A 24,441-nucleotide genomic window follows, 5' to 3' on the forward strand; every position below is an offset into this window, starting at 1 on the left:
ATGAGTCCGAATTCAGCCACGCCAGCCGACCGAGATCCGGATCTGATTCCGCTTTCGAGGGCGCAATACGGAATGTGGCTCGCGAACAACCTGCCCGGCGGCCCGAACGTCAATATCGCACACTACGTCGAGATCGAGGGGTCTATAGACTACGACGCGTTCACCAAGGCGGTGAACGATGCCGGCCACGAGACGGAGTCTCTTGTTGTCCGGGTGGTCGAATCCGGGGGGCACCCGTATCAATTCGTCGACCGCAGCATCATCTACGACGAACCGTTGCTGGATCTCAGCGCCGAAGACGATCCGCACGCGGCGGCGATGGAATGGATGCGCCGCGACTACAACACCAAGGCTATCGATCTGGCCCGGGACCGGCTCGCCGCGACGCGGCTCATACGGCTCGGCGAAGATCGGTATCTGTGGTATGCGCGCGCCCATCATCTGGTGATCGATGGCTATGGCGCGTTCAAAGCACTGAACCGAGCGGCCGAGCATTACAACGCGCTACTCGAGGGCCGTCCGCCGGCTCGGCTGGTGGCGGCTCGGCTGGTGGACATAGTCGCGGCGGAGCGCGAATATCGGATGAGTCGCCGGTTCGACACCGACAAGGCGTACTGGCTGGAAAAGGTCGCCGATCTGCCGCCGACGACGAGTCTGTCCGGTCGCACCGCCAAGTGGAGCGAAGACGACCGCTTCGCCGGTCGGCCGCTGCCGTCGCGGTTGACCGCCGTGCTCGACCGTTTCGCCGACGATCTGCACGCGTCGCCCGCGCAGGTGGTGGTGGCCGCGTTCGCCGCGTTTCTCGCCCGCATGACCGACACCGACGACGTCGTCCTGTCGCTGCCGGTGACCGGACGGATGACGATGCGCTTGCGCAACGCCGCCGCGATGTTGGCGAACATGGTGCCGATCCGGTTCGCCGTGGACGCGACGACCACCGTGGAAGGGCTCATTCACGCGTCGGTGTCCGAGCTCGTCCTGGCGATGCGGCACCAGCTCTACCGGTTCGAGGATTTGCGCCGCGATTCCAACGCGTTGGACGCGGCCGCGACCTCGTTCGGTCCGATCCTCAACATCTTGTTCTTCGATTCCGAGATTCGGCTCGGCTCGGCGATCGGCCGCTACCGCGCACTGACGTCCGGGGCTCTGGACGACCTGCAACTCAATATGTACCGCTCCGGGGCCGACGCGCCGCTGCTCATCGAATTGCACGGCAACGCCAACCTGTACAGCCAGCACGAACTCGACGTGCACACTGGTCGATTCATCGACTTCTTGCATCGCATGATGGACTCGCCCGTCGACACCCGCCTGGTCGACATCCCGCTCGTCGATCCCGCAGAGGCGCGGCGCATGCTCGGCGAACTCGCCGGCCGCGACGGCTCGGCGAGTTCCGCGACACTCGTCGATCTGCTCACGCGACAGGCCGCGGCTACGCCGTCTGCGGTCGCCGTCACGTCGGGTACGACCGCCCTCACTTACTGTGAGCTCGACGAGCGCTCGAACCGGTTCGCCCGCAAGCTCATCGCCCTCGGTGCCGGGCCGGAATCGCTGGTGGCTATCGCGATGCCACGCGATGCCGATCTGATCATCGTCGCGCTGGCGGTGCTGAAGTCGGGTGCCGGGTATCTGCCGCTGGACCTCGCGCACCCGCTCGATCGACTCGACTATGTGCTGAACGACGCCGATCCGATCGCTGTGGTGACGAACCGGAGCATGCGCGATCAGGTGCCCGGCGATGCCGGCCCCGTGGTGCTGTTCGACGACGACCCGGGTGTGGAAACCGCTCGTCCGATCACCGATGCGGATCGCACCCGCCCGCTGCGCCTCGACAACGTCGCCTACGTCATCTACACCTCCGGATCGACGGGACGGCCGAAAGGCGTGCCGATCACCCATCGTGCGGTCGCCACCTACCTGACGAACGCGTGTACCGAAATCGGAGTCCGCGCCGGCGACGTGTGGACGTTGTTCCATTCGTTCGCGTTCGACTATTCGGTGTGGGAGATCTTCGGTGCGCTGGCTACCGGCGGCCGGGTGGTCGTGGTGGACAGTCCTACCACGCGTTCGCCGGACGACCTCGTGCGCCTGGTGGCGCGCGAGAAGGTGAGCGTCTTCAGCCAAACACCCTCGGCCTTCCATCAATTCGCGACCGCGCGACAGCGATATGCGGACGCCGGGGAGCCCGACAGTGAGCTTTCCACGAGACTCGTCGTTCTCTCGGGCGAAGCTCTCGATCCGGCGGGTTTGTCGGACTGGTACGAGCACAATCCGAACCTGCCCGTGCTGGCCAACAGCTACGGCATCACTGAAACCACCGTCTTCGTCACCTATCTCCGGTTGACACCCGACATCGCCGTGCCGGGCGCACCGAGCGCGATCGGCTCACCGCTGCCGGGCTTACGCGTGTACATCCTTGACGAACGATTGCGTCCGGTGCCGCTGGGAGCCTGGGGTCAGATCTACGTCGCGGGACCGCAACTCGCCCGCGGCTACCTCGGCCGCCCCGGATTGACCGCGGGACGCTTCGTCGCCGACCCGTTCGGCGAGCCGGGCGAGCGGCTCTATCGCAGCGGCGACGTCGCTCGCCGAAATAGTAAGGGCGAGTTGGAATATCGCGGACGCGCCGACCGGCAAGTGCAGCTACGCGGGTTCCGGATCGAACTGGACGAGATCCGCAGTGCGCTGCTGAGCCACAGCGCGGTCTCGACGGCGGTCGTCATCGTGCACCTGCCGGGCACGGAAGCGGCCCGGCTGGTCGCCTACGTCGTGCCCGCCGGCGACGCGGTCTGCGAGCCCGACGAGGTCTGCGAGCCCGAGGTGCTGCGCACGCACGTCGGGTCGATGCTGCCGGAATTCATGGTCCCGGCACACATTGTCGTTCTGCAGGCGTTGCCACTGACCGTCAACGGCAAAGTCGACTATCGGGCGCTGCCCGAGCCGGCCGTCGGTTCGGCCGCGACGTACGTAGCGCCGAGCACCTTCGTCGAGGAGACCATCGCCGACGTCTTCGTCGAGGTCCTGGGCACTCCGCAGGTCGGTGTGCTGGACAACTTCTTCGACCTGGGCGGCAATTCGCTCACCGCCACCAGCGCTTGCGTGCGGATCGCCGAGCTGACCCGGCGCGAGGTATCGGTGCACGACCTGTTCAGCAAGCCGACCGTTGCCCAACTCGCCGCCCATATCGAAGCCGGTCAGCAATCCAACCGCCCCGCCCTGCAGGCGCAGCCACGCATCGAGCCGATTCTGTTGGCGCCCGCACAGAATCGGATCTGGCTGATCAATCAGGTCGACCCGGGGTCGGCGGCGTACAACATTCCGCTGGTGCTGCAGCTGACCGGACACCTCGATGCCACGGCACTGCGCTCGGCGCTGACCGACGTGATCGAACGGCACGAAGCCCTGCGAACCGTCTATCCCGCCGTGAATGGTCAAGGGACGCAGGTGATCCTGTCGGCCGAGCAAGTCGCTGCCGATCTCGATTCGACCCCGCAGCTCACCGGCCCCGATGAACTCGACAACCGGATCCGCGAGCTGGCTTCGACCGGGACCGACGTGCGCCGACGTCCGCCGATCCGGGTCGCACTGCTCGCGTCCACTGACCAGCGGCGGCACGTCTTGGTCGTCGTCCTGCACCACATCTGCTGCGACGGATCGTCGCTGCCACCGCTCGCGGCCGATTTCGCAGCGGCCTACCGAGCGAGGTCGCAGGGACACGTCCCGGACTGGCGACCACTGACCGTGCAGTACGCCGACTACAGCATCTGGCATCGCAGTGTGCTCGGCGACGAAAACGATCCGGACTCGCTCGCGGCACGCCAATTGCAGTACTGGACAGCACAATTGGCGGATATGACTCGGCTGCCTGCACTTCCCGCCGACCGTCGGCGGCTAGCTCGCCAGTCCATGCTCGCAGACGTCGTCGACACCGTGCTCCCCGCCGAGACCTGCGCCGGGATCGAGCGGGTGGCGCACACGGCGAACGCCACAACCTTCATGGTCGTTCATGCCGCGTTGGCCATTCTGCTCGCCCGGCTGTCGGATTCGGCGGACATCACCATCGCGACGCCGGTCGCGGGCCGTGGCGAGCGCGCGCTGGAACCGCTGATCGGCATGTTCGTCAACACGGTGCCACTGCGCACCCAGGTGCGCGGCGACGAATCGTTCACGGAGTTTCTGACGCGCGTCAAAGACATCGATATCGAAGCTTTCGCCCACAGTGACCTGCCGTACGAACGCATCGTCGAAGCGGGTGATCCGATGCCGCCGGCAGCGCACGATCCGCTGTGTCAGGTGTACCTTGCCTTCGACAATATGGACCGCCCGAGTCTGGAGCTGTCCGAGCTCACCGCCGAGATCCTGGATCCGGGACCGCAACCGGCGAAGGTCGACATCATCGTCACCGTCGCCGAGAACGCCAGGACGGCAGACGATCTCGCAGTACGGATCAACTACGCGACCGACCTGTTCGATCGGGGGACGATCGAGGACTTCGCCGCGCGACTGAATCGGATCCTCGAGTCGGTCGTGTCGAATCCTCAGCAGCGAGTGGGTGCTGTCGATGTGCTGTCGACAACCGAGCGAGTCGCGTTGGTGCCCGCGTCGGGCGGCCGCGCCGAGGCGCCACGGGTGCTGGCGGAGTTGCTGACGGTCCAGGAGCCGGATGCCGTGGCGATCGTGTCGGGAGAACGCACGGTGTCGTATGGGGAGCTGGACGCCTGGTCGAATCAGCTCGCTCGGTTGCTGATCGAGTGGGAGACGGGCCCGGATGATCAGGTCGCACTGGTGATGGCGCGGTCGGTGGAACTCGTGGTGGGGATGTGGGCGGCGGCGAAGGCGGGTGCGGCATTCGTCCCGGTGGATCCGCGGAACCCGGCCGAGCGAATCGCGCTCATGGTCGCGGATGTTCGGGTGGCGTTGACGGTGGAAGCAAGCCAGGGCCTGCTGCCGCCCGCGGTCGAGCGGTTGATTCTCGACGATCCGCGCACCGAGCTCTGCGTCGCGGCGCGATCCCCGGCCGCCGTGACGGAAGCGGATCGGATCCGCGCCTGCCGTGCCTCGAACACGGCGTACGTCGTGTACACCTCGGGGTCGACGGGCGAGCCGAAGGGCGTCACTGTGACGCACGAGGGCTTGGCGAATTTCGCCGCCGAACAACGTGAACGCTATCGGATCGACAGTGCCGCGCGGGTGTTGCAGGTGGCGGCTCCTGGCTTCGATGCGGTGGTCCTGGAGTTGCTGATGGCGCACCCGAACGGTGCGGCTTTGGTGGTGTCGCCGCCGGATGTCTTCGCTGGGGATCGGTTGACGGAATTGATTCGCAAGCAACGGGTCTCGCATGCATTCATCACACCGAGCGTGCTGGCGACGATGTCACCTGTCGATGTGGATTCTTTACAGGTATTGGTCGCCGGTGGGGAGGCGGTGTCGGCGGAAACGGTCGCGGTGTGGAGTCCCGGCCGTCGGTTGTTCAACGGGTACGGGCCGACCGAGACCACGATCATGGTCGCGATCAGCGATCCGCAGTGCTTCGGTGCTCGCGTCACGATCGGTGGCCCGATCCGCGGTGTCGAGGCCCTGGTATTGGACGCGAATCTGCAGCCGGTACCGGTCGGGGTGACGGGACAGCTGTACATCGCCGGTATCCATCTCGCCCGCGGCTACCTCGACCGACCCGCGGACACCGCGTCGGCATTCGTTGCCGATCCGTTCGGTGCGGCGGGGGCACGTATGTACCGCACCGGCGACCTGGCCCGCTGGACGCCCGAGCGCACCCTCGAATACGTCGGGCGCACCGACTTCCAGGTGAAGATCCGCGGCCAGCGCATCGAACTCGGCGAAATCGAAGCCGTCCTCGCCGGGCACTCAGCGGTGGCGGCCGCGGCGACGGTCAGCGTTGCGACGCAGAGCGGACCGAGGCTTGCCGCCTATGTCACGCCGGCGACGGATGCCGTCGACGTCGCGGAGTTGACGGCCTACGCCGCGCAACGCCTGCCGTTGCATATGGTCCCGGACACGGTGACGGTGCTCGACGCACTACCACTGACATCGGTGGGCAAGATCGACCGTGCCGCGTTACCGGCACCGGTGTTCGCCGCCGAGACCACCGAGTTCGTCGCGCCACGCGACGCGGCCGAGCAGATCGTCGCCGGTGTGTGCGGCGCGGTGCTCGGCATCGATCGCGTCGGTGTCCTCGACAACTTCTTCGATCTCGGCGGCAACTCGCTATCGGCGACGCGGGTGGCCGCGCGGCTGGGCGCTGTGTTGGGCATAGATATTCCGCTGCGCACCGTGTTCGACGCGCCGACCATCGCCGCATTCGCGCAGAATCTGCGGGCCATCGACGCACCCGTTCGGGAACCGCTGATTCCGCAGGAACGCCCGGCGCGGATTCCGCTGTCGCCCGCCCAGGCCCGCATGTGGTTTCTCGATCAGTTCGACACGGGCTCGGCGCTGTACAACATCGCCCTGGTCGTGGACATGTCGGGACCCTTCGACGTGGCCGCCATGGACGCGACGATCGCCGACGTGCTCGACCGGCACGAAGCTCTGCGGACCGTTTACCCGGACAGCGACAGCGGACCGCACCAGCTGATCGTGTCGGTGCAGGCGGCACTACCCCCGCTGGAGCCGGTTGAGGTGGCGCCGACCGACGTCGAGGCGCAGATCGCTGCGGCGGCAGCGGCCGGATTCGATGTCGCCCGCGAGGTTCCGTTCCGAATCACGTTGCTGCGCAGTGCATCCGATCGACACACCCTGGTCCTCACCGTCCATCACATCAGCTTCGACGGATCCTCGCTCGCGCCGCTGGCCGCAGACCTGATGACGGCCTACAACGCCCGCATCCGGAACGAGGCGCCGAAGTGGTCGCCGTTGCCGGTGCAGTACGCGGATTACGCTCTATGGCAACGGAAATGGCTCGGCACCGAGGGCGACCCGAACTGCGCGGCCGCCACCCAGATCGAGTATTGGCGGGCTGCTCTGGCCGATTTGCCTGAAGTACTCGACCTGCCCACCGATCGTCCGCGCCCGGCGCGGCAATCGTTCCGCGGTGCGACGGTGTCGGCGACACTGCCCGCCGACCTCGGTCGTGACCTGGCCGCCCTTGCCCGCCGCCACGACGTGACGGTCTTCATGGTGCTGCACGCGGCATATGCCGCACTGCTGGCACGGCTTTCGGGAACCGGTGACATCGCTGTCGGCACGCCCATCGCCGGTCGCGGCGAACCGGGACTCGAGCGCCTGGTCGGAATGTTCGTCAACACCATGGTGCTGCGGACGCGCATCGAACCCGGCGCGTCCTTCCTCCAGGTCCTGGAGCAGGTCCGGGCTATCGATCTGGCTGCCTTCGACCATGCCGACATCCCGTTCGAGCGCCTGGTCGAAGTGCTCAATCCGCCACGCACGACGGCGCACGCGCCGTTGACGCAGGTGGGTTTCTCGTTCCACAACATCGAGATTCCCACGGTGCAGTTCGAGGAACTGACGGTGTCGGCCCGGATCGCCGATCCGGGTGTGGCCAAATATGATCTGCATCTGAATCTCGTCGACACCACAGAGCGCGACGGCGATCCAGGCGAGATGGCAGTCGAATTCAGTTACGCCACAGATCTTTTCGACGAGGCGACGATCATTTCGATGGTCGACCGGTTCGTGCTGATGCTGCGTGCGATGGTCGACGATCCCGCCCGCGCGGTCGGTGACGTCGAGCTGCTGACCGCGCACGAGGCGCGCGAGCTGGCCGCGCGCGAGACCGGGGGGACGACGCCGCCCTCGTCCGAGACGATCGCGGACCTGTTCGCCGCGCAGGTCGCGGCGACGCCGGACAGCACGGCCGTGTTCGACTCCGAAGTCAGCGCGCAATTCAGCTACCGAGAGTTCGCGGCGCGGGTGAATTCGATGGCGCGTGCGTTGATCGGACGCGGAGTCGGCCCGGACACTGTTGTGGCCGTGTCGATGCGTCGCTCCGTCGACCTGCTGATCACCCTGTATGCGATCCACGCGGCCGGCGGGGCCTACCTGCCCCTTGATCCGGATCACCCGCTTGATCGCGTGCGCGCGGTGCTCGCTACCGCGCGGCCGCGGGCGGTGCTCACCCGTCCGTTCGACGAAGCGAATCTGCCCGACGACGTCCCGGTATGGACGTTCGCGGAACTCGACGCCGAGTGCAGGGATGGGTCGCCGGTGACGGATGCCGATCGGCTCGAGCCGCTGCATCCCGAGAACCTGGCGTATGTCATCTATACCTCCGGCTCGACCGGGATACCGAAGGGTGTGGCGGTACCGCATGCCGCGGTGGTCAATCAACTCCGCTGGATGCGCGAGCACTACCGACTCGGCGATGACGTCATGCTGTTGCGGACTCCGGTCACCTTCGACTTGTCGGTATGGGAGTTGTTCTGCCCCTTGTCATGTGGTGCGAAGTTGGTTGTCGCAGGCCCCGACGGGAGTGGCGACCCGGATGCGGTTGCCCGGTTGATAGCCGAACACCACGTGACGACAGCGGATTTCGTGCCGTCGTTGCTCTCGGTGTTCCACGAGACGACCGACGGACGCCAGTTCCCGGACCTGCGGCGCGTGTTGTGCATCGGCGAGGTGCTGCCGGCCGAAACCGTTCGCCGTTTCCGAGATCTGAGCGACGCGCGCATCGATAACCTGTACGGGCCGACGGAGGCAGCGGTCAGCGTCACTGCGTATTGCGTCGACGGAATCGACGGCGCTGCGGTGCCGATCGGGGTTCCCGAGCCGAATGTCATCGTGCATGTGCTGGATTCGCGACTGCACTCCGTCCCGGTGGGGGTGACCGGTGAGTTGTATCTGGGCGGCATCCAGCTGGCCCGCGGATACCACCAACGTCCCGATCTGACGGCGGCGACGTTCGTCGCCGACCCGCTCGACGGCGCTTACGGATCTCGCCTGTACCGCACCGGCGACCTTGTTCGCTGGGACAAGGTCGGCGCCCTGCGCTATGTCGGCCGCGCCGACGATCAGGTGAAGATTCGCGGGCTGCGGATCGAATTGGGCGACATCGAGGCAGCGCTGCTCGCGCACGAACAGGTGACCGCGGCCGTGGCGCGGGTGCATTCCGGCCGCGACGGGCAACGCTTGGTCGCCTACGTAGTCGCCCCAGAGACATTGGACACCAAGCAGATTCGACGACTCCTGCTGGAGCGACTGCCGGCCTATATGGTGCCGTCCGCGATCGTCTGGATCGACGCCGTCCCGCTCACGGCGAACGGCAAGGTCGACTACCGGGCATTGCCTGCTCCGGATCCGATCGACCACGCGGAATTCCGGACGCCGCGAGGGCTCGTGGAGCAGGCCGTCGCCGAGGTTTTCGCCGAGCTGCTCGGCCTGCCGACGGTCGGCGCGGACGACGACTTCTTCGAGCTGGGTGGGAATTCGCTCATCGCCACGCGCGCGCTGAGCCGGATCGGCGCCATGGTCGACGCGACCGTGCCGGTGCGAATGATGTTCGAGGCGTCCACCGTCGCCGAGTTGGCCGAGCACATCGCACAGTTGCGGGGGGTGCCCGGTCTGCCCGCCCCGACGCCGAAACCGAGACCGGACCGGCTGCCGTTGTCGACGGCGCAGACCCGGATGTGGTTCCTCAATCAGTTCGATCCGGCTTCGCCTGGATACATTGTGCCGCTGGCATTTCGCCTCGCGGGAGTGCTCGATGTCGATGCGCTCGCAGCGGCCGTCGGGGATGTCGTCGAGCGGCACGAGAGCTTGCGCACCGTGTACCCGGCGGTCGACGGCACGCCCACGCAGGTGGTGCTGGACGCGGCCGATGTCGTCGCGGGGTGGGACCTCTGCCCGCAGCGGATCGATGAGCGCGAGTTGGCAGGTCGGCTGGCCGCGTTCTCGAACACCGGATTCGATGTGTCGAAGGGCGTGCCGGTGCGGGTCGCGCTGTACCAGCTGCCGGACACGGCCTGGGTGGTCGCGGTGGCTGTGCACCACATCAGTTGCGACGGTTATTCGGTGGCGCCGCTGGCCGCCGATATCGTGACGGCCTACCGGGCGCGGGCCGGCGGAAACCCGCCGGACTGGGCGCCGCTCACCGTCCAATTCGCCGATTACTCCCTGTGGCAGCGTGAGGTGCTCGGCTCGCCGGACGACCCGGATTCGCCCGTGTCCCGCGATATCGCTTACTGGCGAACCCGACTCGCGGACATACCCGAACTGCTCGAGCTGCCTACCGATCGACCGCGCCCGGTGGAGCAGACCCACCGCGGCGCGGCGATCCACGTCGAGATTCCGGCGGACCTGCAGAGCCGGGTGGAGTCCCTGGCCCAGCGATCCCGCGCGACGACGTTCATGGTGGTGCACGCGGTACTCGCGGTGCTGCTGTCACGGCTGTCCGGCAGCGACGACATCACTATCGGCGTGCCACACGCGGGTCGCGGCCACCGGGCACTCGACCACCTCGTCGGGATGTTCGTCAACACCTTGGTTCTGCGCACCCCCGTCACGCTCGGTCAGACCTTCACCAGCCTGCTGGATGCGGTGCGGCACAGCGACATCGAGGCCTTCGACCATGCCACCGTGCCGTTCGAGCAGCTGGTGGAAACGCTGAATCCGGCACGGTCGACAGCGCACACGCCGTTGTTCCAAGTCATGCTCGCCTACCAGAACATGGTGCGGGCGCGCGTGGAACTTCCGGGTCTCACCTTCGAGACCATCGACCCGGGCGACAGTGCCGCGATCTACGACCTGCTGCTCATGATGACGGAGGACCACGGGCCGGACAACGAGCCGACCGGCATGACGCTGCGCCTGACCTACGCCACCGACCTGTTCGACACGGACTCCGCGCAGCGTTTCGCCGACCGGTTCGTTCGCCTGCTCGACGGCGTCGCGACCGATGCCGATGCGCCGATCGGTGAGCTCGATATACTCGATGCCACCGAGCGGCAGCTGGTGCTCAAGCGTTGGAACGACACCGGCGACCCCGTATCGGTGGGCCGAACCCTGGTGGACGCCTTCGATGAACAGGTGGAACGCAGCCCGGATGCTCCGGCGATTCGGCTTCCGGACGGCGATGCGCTGACCTACCGGGATTTCGCCGCCCGCGTCAATCGGCTGGCCAGGTGGCTCATATCGCGTCAAGCGAGGTCGGAAACCATTGTGGCCGTGGCTATTCAGCGCTCGGTCGACCTAGTGACGGCGTTGTATGCGGTGCTCGAGGCGGGTGCCGCGTTCCTGCCGATCGACCCGAATCATCCGAGCGAGCGAATCGCCGGTGTGCTGGGTGCGGCGCAACCGCTGATGGTGCTCACGACATCAGCGGACGGCGACAGACTGCCCGAGGGATGCACCTCCGTTCGAGTCGATCAGCTGGATCTGGCCGGGCTGTCCGGTGCCCCGATCACGGACCTGGAACGAGGTGGGCCGCTGCGGCCGGACAACGTGGCCTACGTCCTGTTCACCTCCGGCTCCACCGGCGTTCCCAAGGGGGTGACCCTGACCCATGCCGCGACCATGAGTCAGCTGGCGTGGGCACAGCAGCAGTGGCCGCACACCGCGGCCGACTCGGTGCTGTACAAGACTCCGATTACCTTCGACATCGCCGTGTGGGAGTTGTTCTGGCCGTTGCAAATCGGCGCACACATCGTGGTGGCCGAACCCGATGGGCACCGCGACCCGGCCTACCTCGCGGACCTCATCGCGAGCCGAAACGTCAGCACCGTGCACTTCGTCCCGTCGATGCTCGATGTTCTCCTCGAAGCCGTCGGTGATACCGAATTGCCCTCGATCCGGCGGATATTCGTCGCTGGTGAAGCCCTGGCACAGCACACCGTCGACGCCGCGGTGCGCGTGTTCACCGAGGCAGTGGTGGTGAACTGGTACGGACCGGCCGAGGCGGAGGTGGTCACCGCCGCGCGCTGCCTGCCCGGTGCGACGACCCGTGCGACGGTCCCGATCGGCGCGCCCGTGTCCGGCATGCGGGTCTACGTGCTCGACAAGCGACTGCGACCGGTGCCGGTCGGTGTAGTCGGCGATCTGTATGCCTCGGGTGTGCAGTTGGCGCGCGGTTATCACGGTCGTGCCGACCTGACGTGCACAGCCTTCGTCGCGCATCCGTTCGGCGCGCCGGGGGAGCGGCTGTATCGCACCGGTGACCTGGTGCGGTGGATGAGAACTGGAGAGCTGGATTTTCTGGGCCGCAGCGATTTCCAGGTGAAGGTCCGCGGTCAGCGAGTGGAGCCGGGGGACATCGAAGCGGCGGCGTGCGCGATGCCGAAGGTTGCTCGCGCTGTTGCTGTCGCGACCTCGGAGCGAATCGTCGCCTACGTGACGCTCGCGCCAGGAGCGGTGACCGATGGTCGCGCGATTCGCGACCAGCTCGCTCGCACGCTGCCGTCATATTTGGTTCCGGTACGCGTCGAGGTGCTCGAGGAGATGCCGCTTACCCCGAACGGCAAGCTCGACCGAGCCGCGTTGCCGCAGCCGACGTTCGACGACGGCGAGGAATTCGTGCCGGCGCGCACCGAACGCGAAGTGACACTGGCCGATATCGTCGCCACGATCACGGGCAGCGACCGGGTGAGCGTGCGGGCGAACCTGTTCGAGATCGGTGTCGACTCGCTCTCGGCTGCCCGGATCGCCGCGCGCGCCGAGGCGGCGCTCGGTGTCCAGGTCGGTATCCGCGATATCTTCGAGGAGCCGACGATCGCCGGATTGGCGGAATGCCTGGCGCAGCGCACGCGGTCGTCGCTGATACCGCTCGCGCCGCGGCCGCGCCCGGCGATGATCCCGCTGGCGGCGGCGCAACGACGGTTGTGGTTCATCAACCAGTTCGATACCGCCTCGGCGGCCTACAACATCGGTTTCGCGGCCCGATTGACCGGCGCGCTGGACGTCGAGGCGTTGCGTGCGGCGTTCGAGGACGTGGTGGCCCGGCACGAGCCACTGCGGACGGTGTATCCCATGGTCGGTGGCGAACCGCGTCAGGTCGTGCGGGATGTTGCGACAGTAGTCGATGGCTTGGCGCTGGATGCGGAGCCGGTCGCCCACGAGATCGTGCTGGGCGAGCGGATCCGGCAGATCGTCGAGACGGGCTTCGACGTCGCGGCAGCGGTGCCCGTGCGGGCGCGGCTGTATCGCACCGGCTCTGACGAGCACATTCTGGTGCTGGTCGTCCATCACATCGCCGCCGACGGCTCGTCGATGGCGCCGCTGGCTCGTGACGTGTTCGCCGCCTACCGCGCGCGGGTGAAAGACGAAGCACCGCAATGGAAACCACTGCAAGTCCAGTATGCCGACTATGCGCTGTGGCAGCGGGAGATGCTCGGCGCCGAGGACGATCCGCAGTCGGTGATCGCGCGGCAGATCGCCTACTGGACCGAGGTTCTCGCTGACGCCCCAGAGCTGCTCGACCTGCCGACCGATCGACCTCGGCCTGCGACGATGTCGATGGTCGGTGGCAGTGTTCGCTTCGGCATACCGCAGCGGCTACACGATGAGGTCGTGCGGCTGGCCCGTCGAGAGGGCGTGACCGTATTCGTCGTGCTGCATTCCGCACTGGCAATCGTCTTGGCGCGCACGGCGCACACCGACGACGTGTCGGTCGGCACGCCCGTAGCGGGTCGCGGCATCCCGGCGCTGGACGATCTCGTCGGCATGTTCGTCAACACCGTGGTGCTGCGCACGCCGGTCCGCGACGACAGGTCGTTCCGGCACCTTGTCGCGGAGGTGCGCGGTGTCGACCTCGAGGCGCTCGCGCACGCGGATCTGCCCTATGAGCGACTGGTCGATCTGCTCGACCGGCCCCGGTCGACGGCGTATACGCCGCTCTATCAGGTGCTGTTCGGGTTGCAGAACACTGCGGCGGCCGGGTTCCAGCTGCCGAACGTCGATGTCGAACTGCTCGATCCCGGTATCGCCCAGGCCAAGACCGACCTCACGGTGTTGCTGACCGAACGACTCGACGGTGATCGACCTGCCGGGATCGAGGGCGAAATCGTCTATGCCACAGATATTTTCGTCGAATCTACCGCGCAATCGCTGGCCGAGCGGTTCATCCGCGTCCTCGATGCGGTGGTCTGCGATCCGACGCGGCCGGTGGGCGACATCCCGCTGATCGGCACCGAGGATGCCGTACGGCTGGTCCCGGCGCGCGGCGGTGACGCCCCCGCGCCGCGTCTGCTTCCCGATCTGCTGGCCTCGTCCGTGGCAATCACCCCGTCGGCGATCGCCCTGATCGACGGCACCCGGACTTTCACCTACATCGAACTCGACAGCCGCGCCAATCAGCTTGCGGCGCAGTTGCTTTCCTGGGGCGCAGGGCCGGGAGTATGCGCCGCGCTGGCCGTGCCACGATCGGCCGACTATCACGTCGCCATGTGGGCGATCACGAAGACCGGCGCCACCTTCGTGCCGGCGGACCTCCGCTATCCGCCGGAGCGGATCGCCTACCTGCTGCACGACTCCGGTGCCGAAGTCGGCATCACGGTCGCGGACGCGCGCACATCCCTGCCGGACGGCGTCCGCTGGCTGGTGCTCGACGACCCGCGCACGGCCGCCGACATCGCCGCACGTCCCGGCCACGCCGTCTCGGACGCACATCGCCCACGCGCACTGCAGATTCGGGATGCGGCATATGTGATCTACACGTCGGGTTCGACCGGGACGCCAAAGGGCGTGATGGTTACCCACGAGGGGCTGGCGGCCTTCGCGGCCGAGCAGCGCGAAAGCTATCGGGTGGACGGCACGTCGCGCGTGCTGCAAGCCGCGGCGCCCGCCTTCGACGCGGTCCTGCTCGAAGCGTTGATGGCGCACGCCGCCGGCGCGGCGCTGGTGGTGTCGCCGCCGGAAGTACTCGGCGGCGCAGACCTGGTCGCGCTGATCCGAGCGCATCAGGTGACGCATGCGTTTCTGACACCGAGTGTGCTGGCGACGATGTCTCCTGCCGAGGTGGATTCGATGCGGGTGTTGGCCGTCGGCGGCGAAAAGGCGGCGGAGGATTTGATTGCCGCCTGGGCTGCCGGGCGGCGATTGCATCACGTCTATGGTCCGACCGAGACGACGATCGTGATCACGATCAGCGACCCTGTGCATTCGGGTGAGGTGCTCACCATCGGCGGACCGATCCGCGGTGCGGAGGCGGTGGTGCTGGACGCGCGGCTGCGGCCGGTGCCGATCGGAGTAGCGGGGGAGCTGTACTTCTCGGGGGCCGCGCTGGCGCGCGGTTACCTGAATCGCCCTGCGACAACGGCGAGTTCGTTCGTGTCGAACCCCTACGGTCCGCCGGCTTCACGGATGTATCGCACCGGCGACATCGTCCGCTGGACCCCGCAGGGCACGCTGCAATACATCGGCCGCCTCGATTTCCAGATCAAGATTCGGGGCCAGCGTGTCGAGCTGGGCGAGATCGACGTCGCGCTGCTCACGCATCCGGCGGTCGCCACTGCGGTCACCGTGAGTCGTACGGGGCCCGGCGGGCAACCTGTGCTCGCCGCGTACATCACGGCCGAACCCACCGCGGTCGCCGATCCGAGCGCGGTACTCGATCACGTGGCGGCCGCCTTGCCCGCCCACATGGTGCCGGTGACGGTCACGGTGCTCGACCACTTGCCGCTCACCTCGACGGGCAAGGTGGATCGAGAAGCGTTGCCGGAGCCGGTCTTCGAGACCGACGAGGACGGTGCCGCCGCGGCATCGACCGAACTGGAACGCGCGATCGCCGCCGGCTTCGCGGATGTTCTGGGCGTGGCGACGGTGGGCGCGACGACCTCCTTCTTCGCGCTCGGCGGCGATTCCATCATGTCGATCCAGTTGGCCTCGCGACTGAAGTCCGCGGGCATCGGCGTGACGGCTCGAGACATCTTCGAGCGCAAGACAGTTCGCGGACTGGCACAGGTGGCTCAGGCCGCCGAGCGGGCGTCGCTCGACGAGCTGCCCGGCGGTGGTGTGGGTGAGATTCCGTTCACGCCGATCGTGTCCTGGTTTGTCGAGCGACTCGGGGCACCGGCTCGGTTCGCGCAGTCGATGCTGGTGCGCTTGCCGCGTGACGCGCGCGTCGACGACGTGCTCTCGACCGTGCGGGCGATCGTCGAACACCACGATGTGCTGCGCTCGCGGCTCGATGCCCAACGCTGGGAGGTGCTGCCACCGAGCGCTGCCGATATCGCCGGTTCGGTCTCCGTCCTGACCTTCGGTGCCGGCGAAGCTCCGGGTAGCGCCGGTTTCACTGCCGTGGTGGAGGCGGCGTCCACCAGAGCGTTCGACCGGCTCGACCCGGCCGCGGGCAGGATGGCGCACGTCGTGTGCCTGCTGCCCGAAACAGGCGTCGAGGCGGAGGCTCGTGCCCTCATCGTGATTCATCATCTGGCAGTCGATGCGGTGTCGTGGCGGATTCTGCTGCCCGACTTCGTGACTGCGTGGCAGCAGATCACCGAGCGGCGACCGGTCGAGTTGGCCGCCTCGGGCACCTCTATGCGTCGGTGGTCGGATGCGTTGATCGCCGCCGCGGCAGCGCGCACCGGCGAATTCGAGCTGTGGCATCGGATCTGTTCAGCACCCGATCCGTTGCTCGGACGTGCGGATTTGGATCCCACGCTGGACACCCAATCGACTGTGCGTCAACTGACCGTGGCACTGCCGGCCGACGTGACCTCGGCGTTACTCGACCAGGTGCCCGAAGCCGTGCGCGGCAGCGTCGACGACGCGCTGCTGGCCGCTCTCACCGTGGCCCTGACTCGTTGGCGGCGTCGTCGCGGTGTCGCGTATGCGGGCATGAATGTCCTGCTGGAGGGGCACGGTCGCGAGGAGCAGATCGCCGAGGGCGCGGATGTCTCCCGAACCGTTGGCTGGTTCACCACTCGATATCCGGCGGCGCTGGACCTGAGTGGGATCGATCCCACTGATGTGCGCGCGGCGGTGAAATCCGTGAAAGACCAGCTGCGCGACATCCCGGACAAGGGAATCGGTTACGGCCTGCTGCGCTATCTGAACACCGAGACGGCGGAGCGACTGGCGGTACTGCCGGAGCCGCAGATCAGTGTCAACAATCTCGGGCGAACCGGCGTTGATCTCACGGCATTGTCGGATCTACCGTGGGTTCCGACCGACGAAGCTTTCGACCGACGGGCCGCGTTCGATCCGGATATGCCTGCGGCGGCGGTCCTCACGATCGACGTGAACATCGTCGGCGCGGCGGCCGGACCTGAGCTGTCGGCGTACATCGGCTACGCGTCGCGGTTGCTCGACCACGATGACGTGGCCGAACTCATCGAAGAATGGGTCGATGCCCTGACCGCCATCGCGGCCGTCGCGGACCAGGACTGGGGACTGACTCGGGCAGACGTTCCGCTCGTCGACGTCACGCAGCGCGAGCTGGGGGAATTCGCCGACCGGTATGGACGATTGAGCGACGTGTGGCCGTTGGCGCCGCTGCAGGCGGGGCTGCTGTTCCACGCGGAGATCGCCGCGGGCCACCTCGATGTCTACATCGCGCAATCGGTGCTCACGCTGTCGGGCGCGGTCGACGAGCACCGGCTCGAACGCGCCGCGCGGGCCCTGCTCGCACGCCATCGCAACCTGCGGGCCGCCTTCACCCGAACCGCCGAAGGCGTCCCGGTACAAGTGATTCCGGCTGATACCGCCATCCCGTGGCGCAGCATCACGCTGTCCGACAGCACACCGGACCTGGGCGAGGTGCTCGACGCCGAGCGGGCGGCCGGGTTCGATCCGGCTGATCCGCCGCTGCTGCGGTTCGTGATCGTCACGGTGGGACCGCAAGACTTCCGGCTGATATTGACTGCCCATCACCTTCTACTCGACGGCTGGTCGCTGCCGCTGCTGTGGCGTGAACTGATCGGCTTGTACGCGGTGGACGCGCAGCCGCAGCTGTTGCCCGATGCGGTGCCCTACCGCGATTACCTGGAATGGTTGGACCGGCGCGACCGGGCGAGAAGCGTCGAGGTGTGGCGGGCCGCGCTACGCGGTGTCGCCGAGCCCACGCTGGTCGCCGATCCGCACACCGATACGACCGCGACCATCCCGATCGATCTGCCGGTCGTTCTCGATCGCGACGCGACGGCCGAGTTGGTGGAATTCGCCCGGACACACGCGGTGACGATGGCGACGATCGTCCAGTTCGCCTGGGCGGTGGTATTGAGCAACCTGCTCGGCGCCGATCGCGTGGTGTTCGGCAGCACGGTGTCCGGCCGTCCGGCCGACGTCTCCGGGGTCGAGTCGATGATCGGTCTGTTCATCAATACGATTCCGGTCGTCGTCGAGGTGCGCCCGGACCGGACCATCGAGGACGCGCTGACTCGATTGCAGGCCGACAACGCCCGTCTGCTCGACCACCACTACCTCGAACTCCCGCAGATCTTGGCTGCCGTGGACGCCGTATCCCTGTTCGACACACTGGTCGTGTTCGAGTCCTACCCGGTCGACAGCAGCGGATTGGGCGACGCCGACATCGATGGCATGCGGGTGGTCGCGGCGGAAGGTCGCGACGCCGCGCACTACCCGATCACCGTGCAGGCGCACCACACCGACCAACTGCACGTCCGCCTGCGCTACCAGCCGGACCGCATCGGCGACGAGACGGCGTCCGGTCTCGCCGCGCGGCTCGACATCGTGCTGCGTGCGATCACGACTGATCCGCACGCGCGGCTCGATTCGGTCGATCTGCTGTCCGCGGCCGATCGGCGTGAATTGGTGCCCGCCACGGGTGGCAGTGCCGCGCCGCCGCAGCTGCTCGCGGAGTTGCTGGTCGCGGGCGTGGACGTGAATCCCCTAGCGGCAGCGCTGTTTTCGGGTCGGCGCACGATGTCCTACGCCGAGTTGGATGCGCGGTCGAACCAGCTGGCGCGGCAGTTGATCGAGGGTGGTGTCGGCCCCGGCGACCACGTCGCGTTGGCGATGGCACGGTCGGCGGAGTTCGTGCTCGGCCTGTGGGCAACGGCCAAGACGGGTGCGGCGTTCGTGCCGATCGATCCGCGCAATCCGGCCGAGCGCGTGGCACACATGATCGCGGACTCCGGCGTGCGGGTCGCGCTCACCGTCGAGGCCTCACGGTATCTGCTTCTCGACGCGGTGTGCCCGCTGGTCCTCGACGATCCGGACACCGAGACCGCTATCGCGGCGAAGTCCGCGGCCGCCGTCACCGACGCCGATCGACTGCGGACCCCACAGCTCCGGGATGCGGCGTACATGATCTACACCTCGGGGTCGACCGGGATCCCGAAGGGCGTCGTGGTCACCCACGAGGGGCTGGCAAATTTCTCCGCGGTAGTGCGTGACCGCTTCGGCGTGGACGCCGGTTCGCGCGTGCTGCAGGCGGCCGGTCCCGGTTTCGATGTGATGGTCCTCGAAATACTGCTGGCTCATAGGAACGGCGCATTGCTGGTGGTGCCTGCGCCGGACACGTTCGCAGGCGATGAGCTGGCGGAATTGATTCGGGCGCAACGGGTATCGCATGCGTTCATCACCCCGAGCGTGCTGGCCACCATGGCACCGGCCGGTATGGATTCGTTGCGAGTGCTGATCGCCGGCGGCGAGGCGGTGACACCCGAGCTGGTCTCGGTGTGGGCGCCGGGCAGACGGCTGCTGAACGGGTACGGACCGACTGAGGCCACGATTCTGGCGGGGATCAGCGGTTCGCTGCACCCGGGCGATGTGGTGACGATCGGCGGACCGATCCGCGGCGTCGAGGCCGTCGTGCTCGATCCGTGGTTGCGGCCGGTGCCGGTCGGGGTGGTGGGGGAGCTATACCTCGCGGGCCTCCAGCTGGCACGCGGGTATGTGAACCGGCCTGCGGCTACCGCGGGTGCCTTCGTGGCGAATCCCTTCGCAACGGCGGGGTCGCGCATGTACCGCACCGGTGATCTTGCCCGCTGGACCTCCGACCACGCTGTGGAATACCTCGGCCGCCGTGATTTCCAGGTCAAGATCCGCGGTCAACGCATCGAACTCGGCGAGATCGAGGCCGTGCTGTCCGAGCATCCCGGGGTCGACCACGCGGTGGTCGTGTTGCGCACAGACGAGCGCGGCATCGACCAGCTTGTCGGCTATCTGGTCGGCGACGGACGCATCGATGCCAGCGAGGTCAAGGCTGCTGCCCGGCGTCATCTGCCCGCGCACATGGTGCCCAACGTGCTGATGCGGCTCGCCGAACTCCCGCTGACCGCGACCGGCAAGCTGGATAGGGCGGCGCTACCCACGCCGGAATTCCCGGGCGAGCGGGAATGGGTCGCCCCGAGTACCGACGCCGAACAGCGCATTGCGGACGTTTTCGGCGACGTCTTGGGTGTCAGCGGAGTGGGCGCAGCGGACAGCTTCTTCGAGCTCGGCGGCAATTCGTTGTCGGCGACGCGCGTGGTCGCGCGATTGCGCACGGCACTCGGCGTGAGCGTCGGTATCCGGGACCTGTTCGACGCACCGACAGTCGCCGAACTGGCCGCGCTTCTGACTACCGCCGACCGGAACGTCGCCGTGCCGCTGGCCCCGCGCATCCGCCCAGCTCTGGTACCGCTGTCCCCAGCGCAGCAGCGGATGTGGTTCCTCAATCAATTCGACGCCTCGGTCGGCGCATACAACATTCCGCTGGTGATCCGGCTGCGGGGTGAGCTCGATATCGATGCGCTGCGGCACGCGTGCGAGCTGGTCATCGACCGGCACGAGTCGCTGCGAACCAAGTTCCCGATGATCAACGGGACGCCCTGTCAGGTCATGGTCGGCGTCGACGAGGTTGCACCGGCTCTGGTGCCGATCCGGGTCGACGAACAACAGGTGCTGGAGCGGGCGGCGGCGGTGGTCTCCTCGGGCTTCGATGTGACCCAAGCACCTCCGGTGCGAGCCGAATTGTTCGCCGTCGGCGACCGTGATCACGTGCTGGTGATCTGCGTGCATCACATCTGCGCCGACGGACAGTCGATGATGCCGCTCGCGCGGGACGTGGCGATGGCTTACGAGGCCAGTAAGCAAGGGACACAACCGTACTGGCCGCCCCTTCCGATCCAGTACGCCGACTACGCGCTGTGGCAGCGCGAGGTGCTCGGCGACGAACACGACCCGGACTCGCTCGTCTCCCGGCAGCTGCGATTCTGGACCGACGGCCTCACCGGGCTGCCCGAGCTGCTCGAGCTGCCGACCGACCTGCCCCGGCCGCCGGTGGCGTCCATGCGCGGCCACGTGGTCGATTTCGAGCTGTCCGCCGAGTTGCACGCCCGCATCGATGCCCTCGCCCGCGAGGCCAACGCGACGGTGTTCATGGTCCTGCACGCCGCCTTGATCGTGCTGCTGTCCAGGCTTGCCGACGTCGACGATGTCGCGATCGGCACCCCGGTGGCAGGCCGCGGCGACCGCGAACTCGACGATCTGATCGGTATGTTCGTCAACACGCTGGTGTTGCGGTCGCGGGTGTCGTCGCGGCAGCCGTTCGCAGACCTGCTCGCCGCCACCCGCGAGACGGATCTCGCCGCGTTCGCCCATGCCGATGTGCCCTTCGAGGAGGTCGTGGAGGCGCTGAATCCGCGGCGGTCGACCGCGCACATGCCGCTCTATCAGGTGACGCTCGACGTCCAGGATCTCAGCGCGGCCGCGTTGGAGCTGGCGGGTCTCACCGTCGAACCGATCGAGAACGGTTTCGACCAGGCCCGCGCGGATCTGAACGTCAAGCTCGTCGAACGGTTCGGTGCAGGGGGCCGTCCGGACGGCATTTTCGGACGACTGACCTTTGCCACCGATCTCTACGTCGAGCAGACGATGACTCGGTTCGCGCACGCGTATACCCGGATCCTGGAGCAGGGGGTCGCGAATCCGGCTGTCGCCGTGGGCGATATCGACATCGTGGATCCCGACCAGCGGCGCAAAGTACTGGCCGCTGCCGGAGTCGACGGCGTCGCGGTCGCGGAGGTGACCCTGGCCGAGCTGTTCACCTCCCGCGCCGCGGCACAGCCGGACGCGGTCGCGGTGACCGATGGCGTGTCGCAGCTGACCTATGCGGAGCTGGATCGGCGCGCCACCCAGCTCGCCGTTCGGCTCACCGAGCGCGGTGTCGGGCCGGAAACTCTGGTGGCAGTGGCGTTGCCACGTTCGGTCGACTTGGTTGTCGGTCTGCTCGCGGTCGTGCGCGCAGGCGCCGGATATCTGCCGCTGGATATGGCGAACCCGCCGCAGCGATTGCGCTTCATCCTCGACGACGCGCGTCCGGCCGTGGTGTTGACCTCTGTCGAAATGGCAACGGAAATACCGGGATACGCCGCACCGACGCTACTGATCGAAGAATTCGCGGTCGCGGTCCCGGACTGTCCGGTGCCCTCGGCCGCACGACCGGACAACCTCGCGTACGTGATCTACACCTCCGGGTCGACCGGCACCCCGAAGGGCGTGGCCGTCAGCCATCGCGAGGCCATCACATTGTTCACCCACGCCGCTGAACGATTCGACTTCCACCCCGACGACGTGTGGACGATGTTCCATTCGTACGCTTTCGATTTCGCGGTGTGGGAAATGTGGGGCGCCCTGCTGACCGGAGGCAGGCTGATCATCGTCGACTACAACACCTCCCGGTCGCCGGAGGCGTTGGTGGAACTGGTGGCGCGCGAGCGCGTCACGGTGTTGAGCCAAACCCCTTCGGCCTTCTACGGATTCGTCGATGCGGAGAGCCGGTATCGCGGAGCCGGTTGCGGCTGTGGCGATCTCGTGCTCCGGTATGTCGTCTTCGGCGGCGAGGCGTTGGATACGGCGCGGTTGACCGGCTGGTTCGACGAGAATGCGCCCGGATCGCCGCAATTGGTCAACATGTACGGGATCACCGAGACGACCGTGCATGTGACATTCGCCGAGGTCGATGACCCGAGCGAATCCAGGATCGGATCACCGCTGCCGGGGCTGCGGGTATATGTGCTCGACGACCGGCTGCAGCCGATACCGATCGGGGTCCGCGGCGAGATCTATGTCGCCGGAGGGCAACTCGCACGCGGTTACCTGCGAGCTCCGGCGTCGACGGCGAGCCGTTTCGTGGCGAACCCGTTCGCTCCGAATGGCAGCCGGCTGTATCGGACGGGCGATGTCGGCCGCTGGCGCAAGACCAGCAGCGGGCTGGAGTTGACCTACGCCGGCCGGCGCGACGCACAAGTTCAGTTGCGCGGGTACCGGATCGAGCTGGGCGAGGTGGAGTCGGCGCTGCTACGGCATCCGTCGGTATCGCGGGCCGCCGTGGCGGTGCACCGGCACGAACGCGACGTCGATCAGCTGATCGGTTACGTCGTCGGCGCCGACGGGCAGCAGATCGATCCGGACCCGGTCCGGGCGGCCGCCGCTGAGGTGCTGACGAGCTACATGGTGCCCTCGGTCATCATGGTCCTGCCCGATCTGCCGTTGACCGTCAACGGAAAGCTGGATCGAAAAGCATTGCCCGCTCCGGATTTCGACGGGGCAGTACATCGGTTCGTGGCACCGCGGACTCATACCGAGAAAGTGATCAGTGAGGTGTACGCACGGGTCTTGGGAACCCCGCGGGTCGGGGTGACCGACGGATTCTTCGACCTGGGCGGCAACTCACTGCTGGCCATCATGGCGGTAACAGAGTTGCGGACTCGTGGTGTGGCGATCGAATTGCCCTGGATGTTCGACGACGCGACTCCGCAGGCGATGGCGCGCAGGGCCGACGACTCGAAAGGTGAGTCCGGCCTGACGGTGCTGCTGGCGCTGCGCGCGAACGGATCCGAGCCGGCGGTCTTCGCCGTGCACCCGGCGGGCGGTCTGGCGTGGTTCTACGGCGGCATCATCGAACATCTGCATCCGGATCGGCCGGTATACGGGTTGCAGGATCCGCATGTCGTGTCCGGCGAACCACGTGCGGAGTCCGTCGGCGAACTGGCTGCCCGCTATGTGGCCGAGATTCGCCGAGTGCAGCCTACGGGTCCGTATCACCTGCTCGGCTGGTCGTTGGGCGGACAGATCGCGCACGCTATGGCGGTACAGCTGCAGCGCGACGGTGATCGGGTCGGCATCGTGGCCATGCTGGACAGCGCGGCAGGTGCACCATCGCAGCCGGCCACATCCCTCGCACCGGGACAGCTGATGGCCGATCTGCTCGGCGGCTGGCGGGAGCTGTTCGACCTCGGCGACGAGCTGCAGGCGACCACCCACGAGCAAGCGTGGAACGTCATCCGGGACCAGGTAATCGCAACCGGACTGTTCACCGCAGAACAGACGGATCGGGTAATGGAGAGCTTCCGAACCGCGAGCGATATCTCCGCCGGTTATCGGCCGAACGTCTTCGACGGCGACCTCGTCTTCTTCACCGCCGGAAAAGACAACGCGGACCACGACGCTCTCGCGCACACGTGGCGGCCCTATGTCAGCGGTGACATTCACAACGTCGTCGTCGACGCCCGCCACCTCGAGTTGAGCCATCCACCCGCGCTGGCCATCGTCGGCCCTGTCCTCGAAAGGTTCATGGAACAATGCTGA

At 67.1% G+C, this 24,441-nt stretch carries 1 protein-coding gene; it reads left to right on the forward strand.

Annotation, left to right across the window (positions count from 1 at the left end):
* Positions 1-24,441 (forward strand): non-ribosomal peptide synthase/polyketide synthase, encoded by a 24,441-nt coding sequence (locus ACFU4Z_RS33850; protein WP_379071648.1) that lies wholly within the window; start codon positions 1-3, stop codon positions 24,439-24,441.

The sequence above is a fragment of the Nocardia sp. NPDC057440 genome (assembly GCF_042802915.1).
Lineage (GTDB): Bacteria > Actinomycetota > Actinomycetes > Mycobacteriales > Mycobacteriaceae > Nocardia.